Consider the following 20,059-nt stretch of genomic DNA (forward strand, 5'->3'; position numbering starts at 1 on the left):
ACCTATTATAAACCTAATTGCATTATTTTTCACGTCATCAATTTGTAGATTATAAGAAATTACTTATACCATTATATATGTTAGAATAAACATGATTAAATTTAAGGAGAGATGGATAATGAATGAAGCAGCAAAGACATTAGACGGATGGTATAGTTTACATCTATTCTATGCAATCGATTTTACAAGCCTTAAAATTTTAGAACAAAGCGAAAGAACTGCGATGGTTGAAGAGTTTAAAGCGTTTATCAACACTTTAGAAGACAACCATAGTGCAAAGGAAGGTTCATATGCGTTATACAACATTACAGGACAGAAAGCTGACTTAATGCTCTGGGTTTTACGCCCTGAAATGAAAGACTTAACAGCACTTGAAAACAAATTCAACAAACTTGCAATTAGAGATTTCTTAATCCCTACATATTCATACGTTTCAGTAATTGAGTTAAGCAACTACTTAGCGGGTGACTCAAATGAAGACCCATATGAAAACCCACATATTAAAGCAAGATTATACCCGGAATTACCACGCTCTGAATATGTATGTTTCTATCCAATGGATAAACGTCGTCAAGGTGAAGACAATTGGTATATGTTAGATATGGATCACCGCAAAGGACTTATGCGTTCACACGGCATGATCGGTCGTGGCTATGCAGGCATCGTTAAACAATTTATCACAGGATCTGTAGGATTCGACGATTATGAATGGGGTGTTACACTCTTCTCAGACGATGTATTACAATTTAAGAAACTTGTATACGAAATGAGATTCGACGAAGTATCAGCACGTTACGGTGAGTTTGGCGGCTTCTACGTCGGAAACATTCTTACAGTAAATGACCTTCAAGATTTATTTGCATTATAAAAATAATGCGTGTGTCAAAAGACACACGCATTATTTTTATTTATAAGCTTTCTCTACTTCTTCAATTTGTTTCACAATCGTTACTGCACCACCGCTTGAGAAGTACCATAAGTATGGATCTACTTCTACGACTTTATTATCTTTAATTGCGTTAACGTTTTTAATAACATCATTTGATAACGCTTGTTCAGCTGAAGACTTACCACCTACAGCTACTCCACGGTCCATCGCAAAGATAATATCCGGATTCTTCTTGTTGATATATTCAAAGTTAATTACTTGTCCGTGACCTTTTGCTGTAATATTTTCATCCGTTTCTTTCACGCCTAATACATCATGAATAAACCCGAAACGTCCGCCTTTACCGAATACAGAAAGTTCACCTTCATTTGCTAACACGAACAATCCTTTTTTATCTGATTTCTCAGTCATTGCTTTAACTTCTTTGATTTTTTTATCTATGTCTGCAATAAGCTTTTCAGTTTCTTTCTCTTTACCGAAGATTTTGCCGATATTTTCAGTATTCACTTTAATACTATCGATATAGTTCTTATCATCTGCACCAACATATACAATTTGTGCTTTCGGTGCTGCTTTTTTCATTTCATCCATTACCTTCTGGTTAGCCTGACGACCTGAGATTAAGATAAGGTCTGGTTGCATTTCAGCTAATTTTTCAAAGTTTGGTTCTTTTAGGCTTCCTAAGTTTGCATATTTATCATCTTTATATTCTTTTAAGAATTCAGGTAAGCTACGGTTCCCTTCACCTTTTGGCATACCTTTTACGTTTTTATCCGCGCCAATTTCCTTTAATGTTGTAAGTGTTCCGTAATCAAATACTGCAACGCTTTTTGGGTTTTTAATTACTTCCACAGTTTCAGATACTTCTTTTGCGTCACTACCGTCTTCTTTTTCACCCATTAACTTATATTTATTATCGATTTTTACTGTTTCAGCTTTGTCATTTGAACCACTTGATGTTTTGTCATCTGTTTTAGAAGTATCCTTCGTTCCTCCACATGCTGCTAATACTAAAATTAATGATAATGTGATAACTAATCCAATAATACGTTTCATTTTCCAGTCTCCTTAGTGTAATGTATTTCCCCCGTTTTATCGCTGCCCCATAGTAGTAATAACCCGGCAACACTCCTTTCGATGATTTAAGTTTATACCGCCTGAACTTCTTCTATAAATTCATCTACCGTCATACTTTCATCATCGAAGTATACACAAATTTGCTGTCCGAATATGCACTCGATATTAATGTCCATATCGTATACAGTCTTCAAGTTTTCTGTTGTGATACATTCGTTTTTCGTTCCATCCAGCAGTACTTCACCGTCTTTCAGGGCGATAATGTAATCTGCGTAACATGATGCGAAGTTAATGTCGTGTATTACGATTACAATCGTTTTTCCTTTTTCGCGTACTAAACGACGTAATAGCTGCATCATTTGTACCGAATGTTTCATATCAAGATTATTTAGTGGTTCATCAAGGAAGATATAGTCTGTATCTTGTGCTAATGTCATCGCAATATATGCGCGTTGTCTTTGTCCACCTGATAATTCATCAAGAAATCTTGTTTCAAAAGATTCTAACTCTAAATAGTCGATTGCTTCGTTAACGATACGTTCGTCTTCTTTCGTGAGACGTCCTTTTGAATATGGAAATCGTCCGAAGTTTACAAGATCACGTACTGTTATCTTTAAATTCGTATGGTTACTTTGTTTCAATACTGCAAGCTGCATCGCGATATCATCGCTTTTCATCTTACTGATTTCTTGATTATTTAACTGCACTGTCCCTTTATCAAAATCAGACAGTCTCGTAATGGCTGATAACAATGTACTCTTACCAGCACCGTTTGGGCCGATAATCGCTGTGATTGCACCTTTCTTAATTTCCGTTGATACGTCTTTTAATATTGTTTTATTACCGATATTTTTATACAAATTGTTAACTTTAATCATGAGCGCCCTCCTTGAATAATAAGTATATGAAGTAAATCCCTCCGATAAAGTTGATAAGTATCGTAATCTCTGTCGTTCCATCGAAGAAATATTGATTGATCATTTGGCCAAGTAACAATGTAATTGCGGATACTGCAATTACAGAAATGATTAAATATTGGTGTTTAAATGTCTGCATGAGCTGATAAGTTACGTTACATACGATAATACCTAAAAACGTAATCGGTCCAACGAGTGCTGTTGAAATGCTGACTAGTATTGCAATTACAAGCAGCATGTTACGTGTAAGCCTGTCGACATTTACACCAAGATTGGTTGCATGGGTCTTTCCGAGGCTTAACACATCTAATTCATATGATTTCTTGTAAATATATATCAGTAATATGATGATGAGTGCACAGCTGATAATTAATAGTTTCTCATTCACTGTATTAAAGCTCGCAAACAATTTATCCTGTAACAGCAAGAAGTCATCTGGATTCATAACCATATGCATAAAGCTTGATAAGCTTGAAAAACATGTCCCCATTACAATACCAAAAAGTAGTACAAAGTATACGGACGTATTCTTCTTAAATACGAGGTTGAATAAACCTAATGTAAAACCAATCATTAATATTACAGAGACGAAGAAGTTCGTATATACGTTAAACACGGCATCTCCCATCTTCCCGAACAAGAAGATAATAATCGTCTGAATAAATAAGTACACAGCGTCTAACCCAATGACTGAAGGAGTTAATAAATGATTCTCAGTAATCGACTGGAATACGAGTGATGATACACCAATTGCTGCACCTACAAGTAATATCGCTGCAAGTTTTCTTAATCTTGAAGGGAGAACGTAATCAAGAATTGCAAAATTCAACTGAATCAGCACAAACCCTGTCATAAGGAGCAGCATTACAATAATGAGTGCACTCGCCTTTTTCATTTGGCTAGACATATGACTTCCTCCTTTTCAGAAGAATCGCCATGAAGATAACACTTCCTACGATCCCGAGTGTGAGACCAATCGGAATCTCATAAGGAAAGATAATTAATCGACTGAATATATCTGCTACCATAACAAGAATTGCACCAAACAGTGCTGTATATGGTAAAGCTTTATTCATATGATCGCCGACAAACAGTCCGACGATATTCGGAATAATCAATCCTAAAAATGGTAATACACCGACTGTTACAACTACTGTCGCCGAAACGATTGCAGCAATAACAACTCCTAAATTCATCATCTTCGCGTAAGATATACCTAAGTTTTTACTGAAGGACTCCCCCATTCCGACGATGGTAAAGTGATGCGCAAAGAGGTAAATCAGCACTACCATAGGAATAATAACAAATAATACTTCATAGCGTCCTTTCGTAATCATCGAGAAGTCTCCCACAAAGAAGTTAGAAATACTTTGCATAGCATTGAAACGTAGTGCCATAAACGTCGCTAAACTTGAAACGATGTTACCGAGCATGAGCCCTACAAGGGGAATAAAGATAGCATCTTTAAACTTGATACGATTGACAATCCACATAAACATCATCGTACCGATAATCGCTGAAACAATACTGAATGATAATTTAACAAGTAGTGGTGCTTGTGCAAAGAATATCATTGCGATGAGTACACCAAACTTCGCAAAATCCATCGTCCCCGCTGTTGTTGGTGACACGAATTTATTACGTGTGAGCTGCTGCATCAACAAACCCGCCACACTTAGTGCTACACCGGCTAATATAATAGCAAATGTTCTCGGCAATCGACTGTTCAACAAAATATTCTTTTGATTCTCATCCAAGTTTAGTAAATTTGATGGGCTCAAATCTACAACACCAATAAACATTGAAATTATAGACAAAACCAGCAACAGTAATGTGGTGTAAATTATTTTCATGAACAAAAGCTCCTGTCATCATTGATAATAGTTATCAATGAGAAAAATTCTCAATTACAATATTATCAAAAATCTGAAATAAATCAATACGTATTATAAAAAAATACTTTATTGAATTACTATTCTTTATATTCTGATTTCATGATATATTGATAAAAACTATAAAAAGAGGTGGCGTTATGAATAAACATCATGGAGAACAAGCACTCGAAAAAACGATAGGATTCTGGACTGCTATAACGATAGTTATCGGAACGATTATTGGTTCTGGCGTGTTCGTTAAACCTTCCGTAGTGCTCAATCATGCAGGTACAAGTGATCTTGCAATCTGGGCCTGGGTTGTCGGAGGTGTATTAACTTTAGCAGCAGGTCTGACTATTTCAGAAGTAGGCGCACAAATACCAAAAACCGGAGGATTGTATGCTTATATTAGAGATATTTATGGTCCCTTCTGGGGATTTTTAACAGGTTGGATGCAGACGGTCATCTATGGCCCCGCAATTATCGCTTCACTTTCATTATTCTTCGGCATACTCGTAACGAACTTTTTTGGAATCGATCCAGCCCTAGGTATATGGATTGGTGTCGCAGCATTTACTTTTCTTGTCATTCTTAATATTCTTGGTACAAATGCTGGTGGTGCGATGCAGACCTTTACTACAATCTGTAAACTGATTCCTGTATTCGCTATTATTATCTTCGGTTTGTTGTGGGGTAAAGAAGGTGTATTCGGACATAACGTGACAAGCTTAATTGAGAATAAAGGAGAAGTTAATTTCGGTCGTGCCGTACTAGCTACGTTATTTGCATACGATGGATGGATTCTACTGACAAACTTAACAGGTGAAATGAAAAATGCAAAGCGCAATCTGCCACTTGCGATGCTTATAGGACTAAGCGTTGTTACATTCGCATATGTACTCATCAATATCGCTGTCTTTAAAGTCATCCCTGCTGAAACGCTTGTTGGACTAGGAAACACTTCATCTGCGGAAGCCGCTAAAATATTATTCGGTGACCTCGGTTCTAAATTTGTTAATATCGGCGTTATTATCTCGATATTCGGTTGCTTGAACGGAAAAATTATGACTTTCCCTCGTATTCCATTTGCAATGGCTGATGATAACTTATTGCCCTTCGCGAAATTTATCAGCTATGTAAGCCCTAAATTTAAAACACCCATCGGTGCAATGATTACAATGTATGTTGTAAGTATGATTCTACTTTTACTTACAATCGTAATTCCTGAAGTCGTGAACGCCGACTACTTATCTGAAGTATGTATATTCGTAATTTATATCTTCTATATCGCTAGCTTTATCGGACTGTTTATATTACGCAAACAAAATAAAGGACAAAAACGCGATTATTCAGTACCGTTATATCCAATCGTCCCTATCGTTGCGATGGGTGGAGGTCTATTTATTATCATCAGTACATTAATGAGTGATTTCACCGGTTCAATGCTCGGTGTACTTTTCGTAGTCATCGGAATTCCATTTTATTTCATGTTGCGCAAAAAACATGTTTAATATACGCAATAACGGTTATATAACTACTAATACATTACAGAAATGAGGATATACTATGAAACGTTTAGTTCGACTAATCATTAAATTAAGTCCCATCCTAATTCCAATCGTAAAAAAACAATTAGAGAAACGTTCGCACCAACAAAATACAACACGTAAATAAACAAAAGCAGCTAAAGTTTTAGCTGCTTTTGTTTATTTCCTTATCTAAAATTAGGTGATCTAATGTCTCTTTAGACATTGCTTTAAGTTTACGAAAACGAATCATAAAGAATATAATCCCTATTATCAACCAAACTGCTAATGCAATATAACTAGGTAGTTTAAGTGATGCCGGAGACCCTGGAAAGAGTAATAAAATGAGGAACGTGGCGCTCACAATTACTCCAAGTAACGCCATCCATTTATATTTCAGGTCATAGTGTAGTGTATTACGTTGTCCAAAAAGACGATAAGCACTTAAACATGTCACTAAATACGCAATAGACACTCCTGTAGAACTCATATCGACAATCCACGTCAACGCTGTTCTACCTAGCCATGGAGAACAAAGCGCCAGTAATGTAATGAATGCTATTGCTATGTATGGTGTATTGTATTTTGGATGAATACGGCTAAATATTCTTGGCATAACACCCGAACGCCCCATCGAAAACAACAATCTGCTTGAACTCATCAGAAATCCATTCAATCCAGTAAATATCCCCATCAGTATTGCAACTGATAGTATTCCCACACCAATATATCCAAATGCAGACTGGATAACTGATCCTGTAACAAATAAATCTCCGCCTAATCTAGATGCATCTTTAACTGTCCAACCCGTCAGTAAAATCATTGCAACATATGTAAATGCACTTGCAGATAAACTAAAAACAATTAATTTAAATGTTTTGCTAGGCGCAAAATTAAATTCTTCTGCAGTTTGAGGAATATTATCAAATCCCACAAAAGCCCAAGGTGCGACTGCTAAGATCATAAGTATCGATTGTAAAGCTCCCATGTTTTCGTTGAAAATTGGTGATAAATATCCAAATGAAAAATCCTTTGTAAACATTGAACTGATAAATAGCATGATTACTACGACTGCTAATATGACACAAAATACGTATTGTAAGTTTCCTGAAAAACTTGCTCCTTTAACACTTATCCATCCAAATATAATAAGTATTACTGAAGATAATATAATCTCTGTAACATATACATCCCATCCGGCGACCGTATATAATTTACCTCTTGTCATAAGTCCCGGGAATAAGAATTTAAAGATTAAACTAAACGCTGATGCATTTAATGCGACAATGCATATATATCCAAAAGTTAAGAACCAGCTTGAAAAAAATGCAATGTATTTTCCGAATCCTAAGTAACCAAATGCAAATGCACCCCCTGATACCGGAAATTTCTCAACTAAAGCACCATAACTTACTGCAATGACAATCATAAGTAATGCGCCAAGGAGTATGCCGATTGTAGCACCTATTGGGCCAGCGCTTTTTATCCAGTCACCTGGTAAAATAAATGCACCCCATCCTATACTTGAACCATATGCTATAGCCCATACAAATTTTTCAGAAAGATTCTTCTCAAGTTCCTTACGTACAGGTTTTTGCGGTTTTTTAATAATTTCCCCTCTCATAAAATCACCTCAGAAATGCTTTACCCTAATCTATCTATTCCATAACATGTAAATTCCTACTTATACTTTTCTGAAGACTTATATAAAAAAGCATCCCTTAACATAAAATATAGTTTAAGGGATGCTCGTCAAAATTTTCTTTATGATAAGCCTAATATTTAATTGCTGCAATCATCAGCATAACCCAGCTTGCAATAAACAGGACACCACCAATTGGAGTAATCGCACCAAGCACTTTAATTTGCGTTAATGCCAATAGATAAAGTGACCCACTAAAAAGTACAATACCTATCGTCATCAACCATCCTGCTGTATTTAAGTTCATCTTCGTAGTACCATTTAAAATTGCAATCGCAATAATACCAAGCGCATGATACATTTGATACGCCGTCGCTTTATCCCATATATCCATGTACTTCTCACTTAACTTACCCTCTAAACCATGTGCACCGAATGCACCAAGTGCCACTGCTAACATTGCGTTAAATGCACCTATAATCAAGAATAATTTCATGTTAATGCCCTCCTATTTATTAAAAATCAAAGATTGAATCTCCATTACCAAAACCATCATCTGTTTTTATCTTACTATCATTCGATACAACTTTAGCACCCATCATCTTCAGTTCTTCTGGTGAAACCGCTTCGTGCGGTCCAGTTTGTTTTACTGGTGGTGATTCTGCAGGCATATATGCAGGTTTAGGTATCGATTTCGTTTCGCTTTGTCCGATATTTGCCATCATTTCTATCGCATAGAGATGTTTATTAAATTCTACAACAGTTGAAGCGCGTTTAAGCGCTTCAACTTCTTCGGACAATTTCTGAATGAGTTTATCGTTCACTGAACATCCTCCCTTCCCCAATCTATTGGCGTCTTATTGTGTGCAACTAAATATTCATTCGTCTGACTATATGGTTTTGATCCAAAGAATCCTCTATAGGCACTCAATGGACTTGGATGGACACTTTTAATGACTTTATGTTTCGTCTTATCAATTAAAGGCTCAAGTTTCTGTGCTGGTTTACCCCATAGTATGAAGACCACGTTTTCTCTATATTGCGAAACAGCTTTTATAATTTCAGTTGTAAACTGCTCCCACCCAATACCTTTATGCGAATGTGCCTGGCCACCTAAAACAGTCAATACATTATTCAATAATAACACACCTTCATATGCCCATCCTGTCAATTCACCTGTATGTCTTCGAATGTTTAAATCGTTTTCCAGCTCCTGATACATGTTACGTAATGATGGCGGAAGTTTTGTTCCATTCATTACAGAAAAAGCCAAGCCATGTGCCTGATTTGGACCATGATAAGGATCTTGACCTATAATCACAACTTTAACGTCATTAAATGGCGTAAACTTAAACGCATTATATATATTCTCACGTGTTGGATATACTGTCTGTGTTGCATATGCTTTTTCTAATATTTCATCCATTTCATCAAAGTTATATTTCTCTTTAATTCCATGAAAAATCTGCTCCCATTCCATACTATCCACCTCATATATATTATAAATATATCATTTTGAATTAAACGTATTCATGATATGATATTAACAAACAAACAAGAATAGGGGAAATGAAAATGAGCTTAAAAAAGATTTTAACAATTGCCGGATCTGATACAAGTGCTGGAGCTGGTATGCAAGCTGACTTAAAAACTTTCCAGGAATATAACACATACGGTATGGTGGCATTAACCGCTGTAGTCGCAATGGATCCAGAAACTTGGGGCCATGATGTTACACCACTGCCAATTGAATTATTAGATAAACAAATTAAAACTGCATTATCTATCGGCCCTGATGCCATTAAAACAGGTATGTTAGGAACTGAAGAAATCATCCAGCGTGCGGCCAAAGCTTTTGAAGATTCTGATGCTGCGTATTTCGTAGTGGACCCTGTTATGGTATGCAAAGGGGAAGATGAAGTGCTTAATCCTGGCAACACGGATGCTATGATTAAATATTTATTACCACTTGCTACAATTGTGACACCGAACTTGTTCGAAGCAGGTCAATTATCTGGTTTAGGTAAACTAACAACAATCGAACAAATGAAAGAAGCTGCTGAAATCATTCATCAACGTGGTGCAAAACACGTTATTATCAAAGGTGGAAAAGCTTTAGAATCTGATAAAGCATTAGATTTATATTACGATGGTGATAATTATACATTACTGACAACTGATAAATTCCAATCATCATATAATCACGGTGCAGGTTGTACATTTGCCGCTGCTACAACAGCAAACTTAGCATTAGGTAAATCTCCACGTGAAGCGGTAATTGCTGCTAAAGGATTTGTCGCATCAGCAATTAAACACGGATGGAAAATGAACGAATTTGTAGGACCAGTACAGCATGGTGCTTACAATAACGTTGAGAAGATTGAAGTAACAACTAAAGAAGTGTAAAAAAAGATTGTGACATGAGTAATATTATGAAAAGATGGCAGGAAATGTTCTTTGTTTCCAGTCATCTTTTTTGATTTAACTCGTGCCTGAGCGTGGAACGCCGTTAGTTCGAGCGTACCGCATTATAAGTACGGATATCGCTCAGTTTTTTTATGTCTTTTTTTCTTATACAAGCTCAAAAGGTATAATTTTTACAATTTATTTAGTAAAATAGTTTAGTATAAACTTTGAGGAGTAATGAAAATGGAATTAATCGACAAACAACAAGTACAGGAGCTATTGAATCAATTTCAAGAGAAACCTGTCTATTTACATGTAGAAACAACGAATGGTGCTTATGCAAGTCACTTTGATCAAAAAGTGTTCAATGCAGGTACATTCTTACGTAATATTCAAGTATCATATATTCAAGGGATTATTACTGGCGGCGGAAAAGAACCTTTCCGTGTCGGTTTGAAATTAAATAGTGGCTGGATTTATGTACAAGGTTTAACACACTTTGAAATTGACGAAGAAGGCCGTTTCTTAATGGCTGGTTTAAACTATCAAGGTCAGCTTGCCGCAGCTCTTGAAATAAGCGAAACGCCATTTGAGGTTTAAGGGGGAAATGATGATGGAACAAGAAAGACAAGTGCTCGTAATCTTCCCTCATCCGGATGATGAAGCATTCGGTGTATCAGGTACGATTATGAAACATATAGATGCAGGCACGCCAGTTACTTATGCATGCCTAACACTAGGGCAAATGGGGAGAAACCTAGGTAATCCGCCCTTTGCAACCCGTGAATCATTACCAAAGATTCGTGAGAAAGAATTAGAAGAAGCTTGTCGCGTAATGGGAATTACCGACTTACGCAAAATGGGTTACCGTGATAAGACATTAGAATTTGAATTATTAGATGACTTAGTCGACATGGTAACAGGATTAATCAATGAATTAAATCCTTCAAAAATCATTTCGTTCTATCCAGGTTACTCTGTACATCCAGACCACGAAGCCACAGCAGATGCAGTAGTTGAAGCGGTGCGTCGTATGGAGGGTGAAAAGCCTAAATTACATTTAGTCGCTTTTAGTAATGATACTGTTGAGAATATCGGAGAACCAAATGTTGAATATGATATTACGGGATATGAAGAAAGAAAGATGAATGTATTAGGTGCACATGCATCGCAAACAGGACCAATGCTAGAAAATTTAGCGGCAAATACACAAGAAGCAGAAGCAGCAAAAGATATGTGGCTTCGAAAAGAACGCTTCTACGAATACGAAGTTTAATTAGGAGAATGAGATGGATCAATATAATTTAAATACACGTGAAGGTCGATGGAAACATTTCGGTTCGGTAGATCCTATTAAAGGGAATAAACCTACTGAGAAAGAAAAAATGACAGACCTGCAAAGTTCGAAAAAAGATTTTTTATTTGAAATCGATCATGTAGGTATTAAAAATTTAACATATCCCGTCCGACTGGATAGTTATCAAACAGCAGGAACATTTAGCCTATCCACGCATTTGGCTAAAGATGAAAAAGGCATTAACATGAGCCGTATTTTAGAATCAGTTGAAGCCCATTATGATAATGGTTTATCGCTTGATTTTGATACATTAAAAACAGTATTAATTACTTTACAGACAGTAATGCATCAAAAAGATGCGACTGTTGATGTAGATGCAAAATGGTTCTTTGACCGTTTCAGTCCAGTAACAAACCTACGTGCAATCGGACATGCTGATACACGTTTTTCTATGACAGTTGAAGGTGATACGACAATTAATAAATCGTTAACATTGACTGCAATGGTAACAACACTTTGCCCATGCTCTAAAGAAATCAGCGAATACTCTGCTCATAACCAACGCGGTATCGTGACAGTTAAAGCTGACTTTGCACCAGAAGGTGAATTACCAGCAAACTTCAAAGAACGTATCTTAGAAGCGATGGAAGTCAACGCTAGTTCAATGCTATACCCAATATTAAAACGTACAGATGAAAAATCAGTAACGGAACGTGCATATGAAAACCCACGTTTTGTCGAAGACTTATTACGATTAATTGCAGCTGATTTAGTAGAACTTGATTTCATTACAGGTTTTACAATCGAATGTCGCAATGAAGAATCCATCCATCAGCATGATGCCTTTGCACGTCTGACGTATAATAAATAATATGCTCACTGAAAAAGAAAAGATGCTACAAGGTACTATATATAATCCCTCTGACGCACAACTTGCGCACGATAGAATGAATGCAAAGCTTATGACACGTCGTTACAATAATCTGCCAGAAGATGAAGTAAATGCTCGCTGTCAGCTCATTAAAGAAATCTTCGGAACCACGGGCGAGCACATTCATGTCGAAGCAAATATACGTGTTGATTATGGCTATAATATTCACGTAGGTGAAAACTTTTATTCAAATCATGATTTAACGATTTTAGATGGCGCGTCAGTTACAATTGGCGATAACTGTATGATAGCTCCAGGTGTGCATATCTATACAGCCACTCATCCGATTGATCCTATTCAACGTAATAGCGGTTTAGAGTATGCAAAGTCTGTTGTGATTGGTGATAATTGCTGGATTGGTGGACGCAGTATCATTAATCCAGGTGTAAAGATAGGTAATAATGTCGTTATTGCGAGCGGTGCAGTTGTAACAAAAGACATACCAGATAATGCTGTCGTTGCAGGCATTCCTGCAACAGTAATCAGGCAAATAAAATAAGCAGCCAGACGGCTGCTTATTTTATTTCTCCATTCATAACTTGCATAATTGCGCGTCCTACACCGCTTTCTTCATTGTCCCCGGCCATGTATTTAGCAACCTGCTTAACTTCCTCTGCTCCATTAGACATAGCGAATGAATATTTAGCACGTTCTAACATTGAAACATCATTTAAGTTATCACCAATGGCCATCACTTCATCCATCGTAATATTCAGTTTTTCACATATGGATTCCAATGCAATTCCTTTTTGTGCATTAGTATGCGTAATTTCTATATTCCCTCTTGATGATGATGATATTGCTAAACTATTATATTCAGCAAGTTCAGCCTTTGCTGCATCTATCTTTGACAAATCACTAGAAAACGCCAGGAATTTCAGAACAACCTCACCCTCACGTTTATATATTTCTTCATAACTATCGACTTCTTTTAAAGAGCCGTTATCTATACGCTTTTGTATTGATTTACGAATCTTTTCAACATCTGGAGTATGCCCCATTTTCTCCGCAATATCTATGTAAATTTCAAGATCCTTCTCTTTATCTTCAGTATAGATACGTGCACTCGTATATACCTGATAGTATAGATGATGTTTTTTAAGAGTTTCTGTGATGAGCCTAATCTGTTCATCACTAATCTTAGAAGTGTATATTATATTGAAGGCTTCATCACGTACTTCCGCCCCATTCAGACAAATAAAAGGAACTTTAAGTCCAGTTGGTTTCACAGGCGTATTTGCTTCATAGAATGCGCGTCCCGTCGCAATAGCCACAGTGACACCTTTCGATTGTGCATATTTAATCGCTTGAATATTTTCTTCTGAGATTTCATGCGCACTATTCAATAATGTACCATCCATATCTGTTGCGATTAGTCTAATCATCATTTCATCTCCTATTATTAATACATATAGTGTATCAAATTCAGTGGCTTTTATCTAAAGATGTTACTCTTTTAGTTTCTTATTCTTCTCGAGTAATTTATTATTTCTAAGTGTTTTAAAGAAATCTTTAAGCAATATACTGCATTCTTCATGTTTGATACCTGCAATTACTGTTGCCTGATGATTGAATCGTGATTCATGCAACAAGTTCATGAGCGATCCACTGCAACCACCTTTTGCATCATGAGCACCGTATACGACAGTCGGAATCCTACTCATTACAATTGCTCCGCTACACATTACACAAGGTTCAAGTGTCACATACAATACACATTCCTCTAAACGCCATGAGCCAATATTTTTACTTGCTTCATTTATCGCAACAACTTCTGCATGCATCAGTGGATTTTGTAACGATTCTCGTAAATTATGGCCACGGCCAATAACTTCCCCATGCTTTACAACGATTGCTCCAATAGGTACTTCATTGATTTTATATGCTTTTTTTGCTTCATCAATCGCCATCTGCATAAAGATTTCATGATTCATTTCTTCATCCGCCTTATTTATTTTATGGTACAATACAAATACTATTTTATTTTAACATTCGAGGAGAGAAATATGGCACCTTTATTTATAGCAATAGAAGGACCGATCGGTGTCGGCAAAAGTTCACTGACTAAGAAGCTATCATCCACTTTAAATTTAACCCCCATCTATGAAATCGTTGAAGAAAATCCTTTCTTATCTGACTTTTATGAAGATATCGATAAGTGGAGCTTTCAGACAGAAATGTTTTTCCTATGCAACAGATATAAGGTTTTAACAGAATTATCAAATGATATATCTGTAGTTAGCGATTATCATATTCTTAAAAATAAAGTATTCGCAAACAACACTTTAAATGATAAAGAATATAAGATGTTCGAAGAAATTTACGATATATTGACGCGAGAAGTTCGCAGACCTGACGTTACTGTGTTCTTAACAGCAGATCTAGATGTACTTAAACAACGCATTCAGCTACGTAATCGCGACTTTGAATCTCATATCGAAGATGATTATTTATTAAAGTTAACCGAGGATTATAGACGTGTATATGAATCAATGAAACATGATCATCAGACGATACTTATCGATACAAGCGATACAGACTTTGTAAATAATGCAGCAGATTATGAGTATATCGTACAACAAATAAAAGATATTATAGGAGCTTAATATGTATACAATCCCTAATGATGCAATCATCACTATTGCAGGTACTGTCGGAGTCGGAAAAAGTTCGTTAACAAAAGCACTGGCTGAGAAGCTAAACTTCAGAACTTCTTTTGAAAAAGTAGATAACAATCCTTACTTAGAAAAATTCTACAATGATTTTGATCGCTGGAGCTTTCATTTACAAATCTATTTTCTTGCAGAACGTTTTAAAGAACAAAAACGTATGTTTGAATATGGCGGCGGTTTTATACAGGATCGCTCCATCTATGAAGATGTAGATATCTTTGCTAAGATGCATGAAGAAGGCGGCACGATGACGAAAGAAGACTTCGCAACTTATTATCAGTTATACGAAGCAATGGTAATGACGCCATACTTCCCGCAACCCGACTGTTTAATCTTCTTAGAAAGCGATTATGAAGATGTGATTAATCGTATCGCGGAACGTGGTCGTCAAATGGAAATAGAAACAGATGAAACTTATTGGCGTGCATTATATACGCGTTATGTCGAATGGATTGAGAACTTCAATGCATGCCCTGTCGTAAGAATTAATATCAATGAATATGATGTATATGGAGATATCGATTCACTTGATCCAGTGATTGAGAAGATTGCTAAAGTAATCCACACACATCGTGCAATGCATAAAAGATAAATATTAAAAATGGTACGGTAAAACATTACCGCACCATTTTTATATTGGTTTATAACCCTAACCTATCAACAATCTCAGCCACACTATTTAATACTATATCCGCATTTCGCAAATCTTGTGCATCACCAGAGCCTGATAATACGCCTACTATTTTTCTGACTTCAGCATTCTGACCAAGTTCAACATCCATCTCAGTATCTCCTACCATCATCGTATCCTCTTTTTCAACATTTAACTCATCCATTATAAGCTGCACCAACTCTTTTTGTGGTTTATGATAATCTGATGAATCACTCGTAATAATCTTATCGAAATATTCACGAATACCATATTTATCTATGAATAAATCCATCGATGCATTGTCATCTGCTGATACGATAGCAAGAAGGTAACCTTTATCGTGTAGAGATTTCAATGTTTCCTCGACACCTTCAATAATTTCGATGTCTTCCACTTCATTGTCAGACGTTGCATGTTCAATCTTTTTAAGTAACCAGCTGGCCATCGCATCACCATTCGGAAGCTTTTCTAAACTGGATACGATTGCCTTTGTTGTTTGTGCACCAAGCAATTTATCAACTTGATCATCGACAATACCGAATGCGTCTTTTATTTCAGATTTTGGCACATGAATATCTGTACGCACTGAAAATTCATTGATCAAATCATCAGCTAACTTCACCACCGGATGTCCTAATTTCATTAATGTCCCATCTTTATCAAAAATGATTAATTTCGTCATAATTTTTGTCTACTCCCTAACTTCACTTTTATTATTTTATAACCTTTTCACGCAAAAATATCTCACTCTAACTTGAGCGAGATATTTTATTTATTTGATTTCTAAAGTTAAGTCCCCTGCTTTCACATGATTAAAACGTCGTGCAACACCGTAGTGTAATACATACGTTACGACAAGCGGTAGAAAGACGCCTGCAATCATAAACTGCGTAAATGCGACAATGCCTTGATCATTTAAAATTTGCATCGGTGCGATGAAGCCGCATAAACCGATACCACCAATTTCATAGGGTACGCCCAGCTTAAACCACAGAATTGCAACTGGACCACTGATTGCAGATGCTACGAGAGGCGCAATCGTAATTTTAGGGTTGTTTACAATGTTCGGGAACTGAACCTTAGGCGTACACACGAGTTGCGCTAAGAAGCCACCTAGATCATTATCCTTTAGCCCCATCGCTGTGTATCCGACGAATTGTGCTGAGATACCGACGAGTGCTGCCGCAGAAGATGCTGGATCAAGTTGTAAGACAATAACCAGTGCTGCTGACGATGCTGGGGTCATTACGATAACTGCAAATACGAGCGCGATCACTACAGACGAGATGAGTGGTTGTCCTTCTACAGATTGAGCGATTGATTTCGAAATAACAACTAATGCAGGTTCCACAACGCGTGCTAGATAATAACCTACTAAACTACCAGCAAGCACTGCAGATACTGGCACTGCCATCATATCGAGAATGGTCTTTCCGGTTACTTTCTTACCGACATAAGTTGCTACGATTGCACCGATAATTGCTCCGATAGGTAGTCCTGTCTGGATTGTAAAAGCTCCATCTACTTCTTTCAGTGCATTACCACCGATTGTTGCAGCAACCATAGCAGAAACTAATGTAATTCCATTTGCGCCTAAACTATAAGCGATAGCTCCTCCTAGTGCCGGTGCTAAAATTAACATCGAAATCGTACCGAAAAGAACTAATAAATCAATATGCAATAAACCTCCAATTGACTTCAATAACATTCCTACCCCGAGCGCTACAAAGATTCCTGCCGAGATACCTTGTGCTCCCTTTTCGAATCGATCTTTAAAATAGTCTTTTCTACTCATCTCATGTTCCATAATCATCCACTCCTATTTTTAGTTTTTACATAATATGACCTTCTTTATCGTTACAAATATGAATATCCATAGTTGAACCACTCCTTAATAATTATTCTGCTGATACACACCATCCAAACGGATCTTCTTTCGAACCACTTTGAATACTAGTATAAGCACTATATAGTTCTTCAGTAATCTTACCTGTATTGCCATCACCAATCGTCAATACATCATCTTTATATTTAATCTCGCCAACCGGTGAGATAACGACTGCTGTTCCTGCACCGAATACTTCTGTTAAACTACCATTCTTTGCATTATCCACAACCTCCTGGATACTAATGCGGCGCTCTTCCACTTCGTACCCTAGATGCTCTGCAAGCTCTAAAATAGATTTTCGTGTAATCCCCGGTAATATACTACCATTCAGTTCAGGTGTAACGAGTTTATTGTTGATAACAAAGAAAATATTCATACTTCCTACTTCTTCAATATAAGCCTGTTCTACACCATCTAGCCACAACACTTGATCATAGCCTAATTTTTCAGCTCTAGACTGTGCAATTAAACTTGCAGCATAGTTTCCTGCTGCTTTAGCAAATCCCACACCACCTCTAACAGCTCTAACATATTCATCTTCAACATAGATTTTCGTTGGCGTTAATTGCCCACCACCATAATATGCACCGACTGGAGATAAAAGAATCAGAAATTTATAGCTGATCGCTGGTCGTACACCTAGGAAAGGTTCATTCGCAAATACAATCGGTCTAATGTATAAAGATTGACCTGCACCACTTGGAATCCAATCTTTCTCGAGTTCAACAAGCTGTTTGAGCGCTTGTACCATTTCTTCAACATCTATCTGGGGTATTTCTAAACGCTCACATGATTGATTCATTCGTTTAAAATTTTGATCAGGTCGAAATAACTGAACACCGTGTTGCGTCTTGTAAGCTTTCAGCCCTTCAAATACTGCCTGACCATAATGAAGCACTTGTGAAGCAGGGCTCATGGAGATTTCTTGATAAGGGATAATTTTTTTGTTATGCCAACCTTCTTCATTTGAGTAATCCATTGAAAACATATAATCTGTAAAAAACTTACCAAATCCTAAGTTTTCAGGATTAGGTTTTTGCTGTTTGTGCATTCGTTCTTCCACTTCAAATACTACTACCATTTCATCCAATCCCTTCAAAATTTATTATTAATGTCACTTAGTATAGCAACTCCAAATTCCTTTTTCAATAAGTTTTTAGAAAATTCTAATTCTTATATACAATTAAAACGCTTTCATTATGCTATTAAAAAAATCCAAAGAGATGGGTAGCTGATACTACTCATTTCTTTGGATTTTTATGAGATTCATCAATTATTTATTTTCTTTTAATTTAATTGCATTTAACATTTCCTTCGTCATTGCATCTAAATCAAACTTAGGATCAAATCCCCACTGTTTCTTTGCTTCTGTTGCATCAATTGAGTCTGGCCAGCTTTGTGCAATACCTTCACGCACTGGATCTACATCATAATCAAGTTCGAAGTCTGGCACTAATTTACGAATGCTTGCAGCAATCATTTCCGGATCAACACTCATTGCAGTTACATTAAAAGCATTACGGTCTTTTAGGTTTTTAGAAGGTGCCTCCATTAATTTAATAATTGCATCAATCGCATCATCCATAAACATCATATCCATGAAAGTACCACTGTTTATGTATGAAGTATATTTACCTTCACGAATTGCTTTGAAGTAAATCTCTACTGCATAATCCGTTGTACCACCACCCGGTTCTTTGACATGTGAGATAAGTCCCGGGAAACGTACGCCACGCGTATCCACATTAAAGCGGTGGAAGTAATAGTCACATAATAACTCACCAGAAACTTTATTTACACCGTACATTGTTGTAGGACGTTGAACTGTAACTTGTGGTGTGTTGTCAGCTGGTGTACTTGGTCCAAATGCACCAATCGAAGACGGTGTAAAGAATTGCATATTATATTTACGTGCAACTTCCAAAGCGTTAAGTAAGCCGCCCATATTTAAGTTCCACGCAAATACCGGATCCTTTTCAGCTGTTGCGGATAAGAGTGCTGCCATATGCATAATCGTGTCAGCATTAAAGTCTGAAGCTAATTTATCCATGCGCTCAGCATCCGTTACATCTAGTTCTTCAAATGGCCCTTCTAATACTTTAGCACCTGCTTCAGGATGACGTAAATCAGTAGCTAATACATTATCCACCCCATAGATTTCTCTTAATTTTAATGTTAATTCTGTACCAATTTGACCCAAAGCACCCGTAATCATAATCTTTTCCATTTCATTCTCCCCTTATACAACTGTATTCTCGAAACGAACAAATAATTAATATATTGACTAT

The 20,059-nt window shown here is 36.6% G+C and carries 23 protein-coding genes; 9 read left to right on the top strand and 14 right to left on the bottom strand.

The window, feature by feature from the left end; all coding sequences use genetic code 11:
- Positions 1 to 118: 118 nt before the first annotated feature.
- Positions 119 to 868, top strand: coding sequence for a hydrogen peroxide-dependent heme synthase (gene hemQ, locus QA539_RS09890; protein ID WP_219493274.1), 750 nt, complete (start codon positions 119 to 121; stop codon positions 866 to 868).
- A 36-nt stretch (positions 869 to 904) separates the two neighbouring features.
- Here the strand turns inward: hemQ and QA539_RS09895 are convergent, their stop codons facing one another.
- The 4 genes from QA539_RS09895 to QA539_RS09910 form a co-directional block, all read right to left on the bottom strand.
- Positions 905 to 1,945, bottom strand: coding sequence for a ferrated catecholamine ABC transporter substrate-binding lipoprotein SstD (locus tag QA539_RS09895; RefSeq protein WP_099482410.1), 1,041 nt, complete (start codon positions 1,943 to 1,945; stop codon positions 905 to 907).
- A 92-nt stretch (positions 1,946 to 2,037) separates the two neighbouring features.
- A complete protein-coding gene (locus QA539_RS09900) occupies positions 2,038 to 2,844 on the bottom strand; it encodes an ABC transporter ATP-binding protein (protein ID WP_099482409.1) in 807 nt (268 codons plus the stop codon).
- Complete coding sequence (locus tag QA539_RS09905; protein WP_219493275.1) at positions 2,837 to 3,790, bottom strand: iron chelate uptake ABC transporter family permease subunit; 954 nt, start codon at positions 3,788 to 3,790, stop codon at positions 2,837 to 2,839. Before QA539_RS09905 ends, QA539_RS09900 begins: the two co-directional genes overlap by 8 nt.
- Entirely contained in the window at positions 3,783 to 4,736 is a 954-nt protein-coding gene (locus QA539_RS09910) for an ABC transporter permease (RefSeq protein WP_158552827.1), read from the bottom strand. The genes QA539_RS09905 and QA539_RS09910 overlap by 8 nt, the downstream gene beginning before the upstream one ends.
- 179 nt (positions 4,737 to 4,915) lie before the next feature.
- Between QA539_RS09910 and QA539_RS09915 the strand changes: the two genes are divergently transcribed.
- Positions 4,916 to 6,268, top strand: coding sequence for an APC family permease (locus QA539_RS09915; RefSeq protein ID WP_219493276.1), 1,353 nt, complete (start codon positions 4,916 to 4,918; stop codon positions 6,266 to 6,268).
- Between the two features lie 181 nt (positions 6,269 to 6,449).
- On the opposite strand, the gene QA539_RS09920 is transcribed toward QA539_RS09915, so the two are convergent.
- From QA539_RS09920 to QA539_RS09935, 4 genes are all read right to left on the bottom strand, one after another.
- Positions 6,450 to 7,907: an APC family permease gene (locus tag QA539_RS09920; RefSeq protein WP_419895165.1), complete on the bottom strand. Its 1,458-nt coding sequence runs from the start codon at positions 7,905 to 7,907 to the stop codon at positions 6,450 to 6,452.
- Positions 7,908 to 8,058: 151 nt separating this feature from the next.
- Positions 8,059 to 8,421: a DUF423 domain-containing protein gene (locus QA539_RS09925; protein WP_120785942.1), complete on the bottom strand. Its 363-nt coding sequence runs from the start codon at positions 8,419 to 8,421 to the stop codon at positions 8,059 to 8,061.
- Positions 8,422 to 8,440: 19 nt separating this feature from the next.
- Positions 8,441 to 8,749, bottom strand: coding sequence for a DUF5327 family protein (locus tag QA539_RS09930; RefSeq protein WP_419895166.1), 309 nt, complete (start codon positions 8,747 to 8,749; stop codon positions 8,441 to 8,443).
- Entirely contained in the window at positions 8,746 to 9,405 is a 660-nt protein-coding gene (locus QA539_RS09935; protein WP_419895167.1) for a uracil-DNA glycosylase, read from the bottom strand. The genes QA539_RS09930 and QA539_RS09935 overlap by 4 nt, the downstream gene beginning before the upstream one ends.
- A 95-nt stretch (positions 9,406 to 9,500) precedes the next feature.
- Between QA539_RS09935 and thiD the strand changes: the two genes are divergently transcribed.
- The 5 genes from thiD (at position 9,501) to QA539_RS09960 (ending at position 13,058) form a co-directional block, all read left to right on the top strand.
- Positions 9,501 to 10,331 carry a bifunctional hydroxymethylpyrimidine kinase/phosphomethylpyrimidine kinase gene (thiD, locus tag QA539_RS09940; RefSeq protein WP_283722222.1) on the top strand — a complete coding sequence of 277 codons (831 nt, stop codon included), beginning with the start codon at positions 9,501 to 9,503 and terminating at the stop codon, positions 10,329 to 10,331.
- Between the two features lie 243 nt (positions 10,332 to 10,574).
- Positions 10,575 to 10,931, top strand: coding sequence for a YojF family protein (locus tag QA539_RS09945; protein ID WP_211517734.1), 357 nt, complete (start codon positions 10,575 to 10,577; stop codon positions 10,929 to 10,931).
- Positions 10,932 to 10,944: 13 nt separating this feature from the next.
- Positions 10,945 to 11,607: a bacillithiol biosynthesis deacetylase BshB2 gene (bshB2, locus tag QA539_RS09950; RefSeq protein WP_211517738.1), complete on the top strand. Its 663-nt coding sequence runs from the start codon at positions 10,945 to 10,947 to the stop codon at positions 11,605 to 11,607.
- 13 nt (positions 11,608 to 11,620) lie between these two features.
- A complete protein-coding gene (gene folE2, locus QA539_RS09955; RefSeq protein WP_419895168.1) occupies positions 11,621 to 12,499 on the top strand; it encodes a GTP cyclohydrolase FolE2 in 879 nt (292 codons plus the stop codon).
- A 1-nt stretch (position 12,500) separates the two neighbouring features.
- On the top strand, positions 12,501 to 13,058 hold the full coding sequence (locus QA539_RS09960) for a sugar O-acetyltransferase (RefSeq protein WP_413475371.1): 558 nt from the start codon (positions 12,501 to 12,503) through the stop codon (positions 13,056 to 13,058).
- Between the two features lie 16 nt (positions 13,059 to 13,074).
- Here the strand turns inward: QA539_RS09960 and QA539_RS09965 are convergent, their stop codons facing one another.
- Together QA539_RS09965 and tadA are read right to left on the bottom strand one after the other, a co-directional pair.
- Positions 13,075 to 13,944: a Cof-type HAD-IIB family hydrolase gene (locus QA539_RS09965; RefSeq protein WP_120785935.1), complete on the bottom strand. Its 870-nt coding sequence runs from the start codon at positions 13,942 to 13,944 to the stop codon at positions 13,075 to 13,077.
- A 63-nt stretch (positions 13,945 to 14,007) separates the two neighbouring features.
- Positions 14,008 to 14,493 carry a tRNA adenosine(34) deaminase TadA gene (gene tadA / locus QA539_RS09970; protein ID WP_419895169.1) on the bottom strand — a complete coding sequence of 162 codons (486 nt, stop codon included), beginning with the start codon at positions 14,491 to 14,493 and terminating at the stop codon, positions 14,008 to 14,010.
- Between the two features lie 72 nt (positions 14,494 to 14,565).
- Here tadA and QA539_RS09975 point away from each other — a divergent pair, with 72 nt between their 5' ends.
- Together QA539_RS09975 and QA539_RS09980 are read left to right on the top strand one after the other, a co-directional pair.
- Entirely contained in the window at positions 14,566 to 15,165 is a 600-nt protein-coding gene (locus QA539_RS09975) for a deoxynucleoside kinase (protein ID WP_219493286.1), read from the top strand.
- A gap of 1 nt (position 15,166) precedes the next feature.
- Entirely contained in the window at positions 15,167 to 15,823 is a 657-nt protein-coding gene (locus tag QA539_RS09980; RefSeq protein ID WP_283722227.1) for a deoxynucleoside kinase, read from the top strand.
- A gap of 49 nt (positions 15,824 to 15,872) precedes the next feature.
- On the opposite strand, the gene QA539_RS09985 is transcribed toward QA539_RS09980, so the two are convergent.
- The 4 genes from QA539_RS09985 to QA539_RS10000 all read right to left on the bottom strand — a co-directional run bounded on the left by QA539_RS09985 (position 15,873) and on the right by QA539_RS10000 (position 19,998).
- Positions 15,873 to 16,565, bottom strand: coding sequence for an HAD family hydrolase (locus tag QA539_RS09985; RefSeq protein ID WP_283722228.1), 693 nt, complete (start codon positions 16,563 to 16,565; stop codon positions 15,873 to 15,875).
- 90 nt (positions 16,566 to 16,655) lie between these two features.
- Positions 16,656 to 17,690, bottom strand: coding sequence for a PTS transporter subunit IIC (locus tag QA539_RS09990; protein WP_241427463.1), 1,035 nt, complete (start codon positions 17,688 to 17,690; stop codon positions 16,656 to 16,658).
- 91 nt (positions 17,691 to 17,781) lie between these two features.
- Positions 17,782 to 18,852 (bottom strand): branched-chain amino acid aminotransferase, encoded by a 1,071-nt coding sequence (locus tag QA539_RS09995; protein WP_283722229.1) that lies wholly within the window; start codon positions 18,850 to 18,852, stop codon positions 17,782 to 17,784.
- Positions 18,853 to 19,044: 192 nt separating this feature from the next.
- On the bottom strand, positions 19,045 to 19,998 hold the full coding sequence (locus tag QA539_RS10000) for an NAD-dependent epimerase/dehydratase family protein (RefSeq protein ID WP_120785931.1): 954 nt from the start codon (positions 19,996 to 19,998) through the stop codon (positions 19,045 to 19,047).
- Between the last annotated feature and the right edge of the window lie 61 nt (positions 19,999 to 20,059).

It is taken from the genome of Macrococcus psychrotolerans, from assembly GCF_038095555.1.
Lineage (GTDB): Bacteria > Bacillota > Bacilli > Staphylococcales > Staphylococcaceae > Macrococcoides > Macrococcoides psychrotolerans.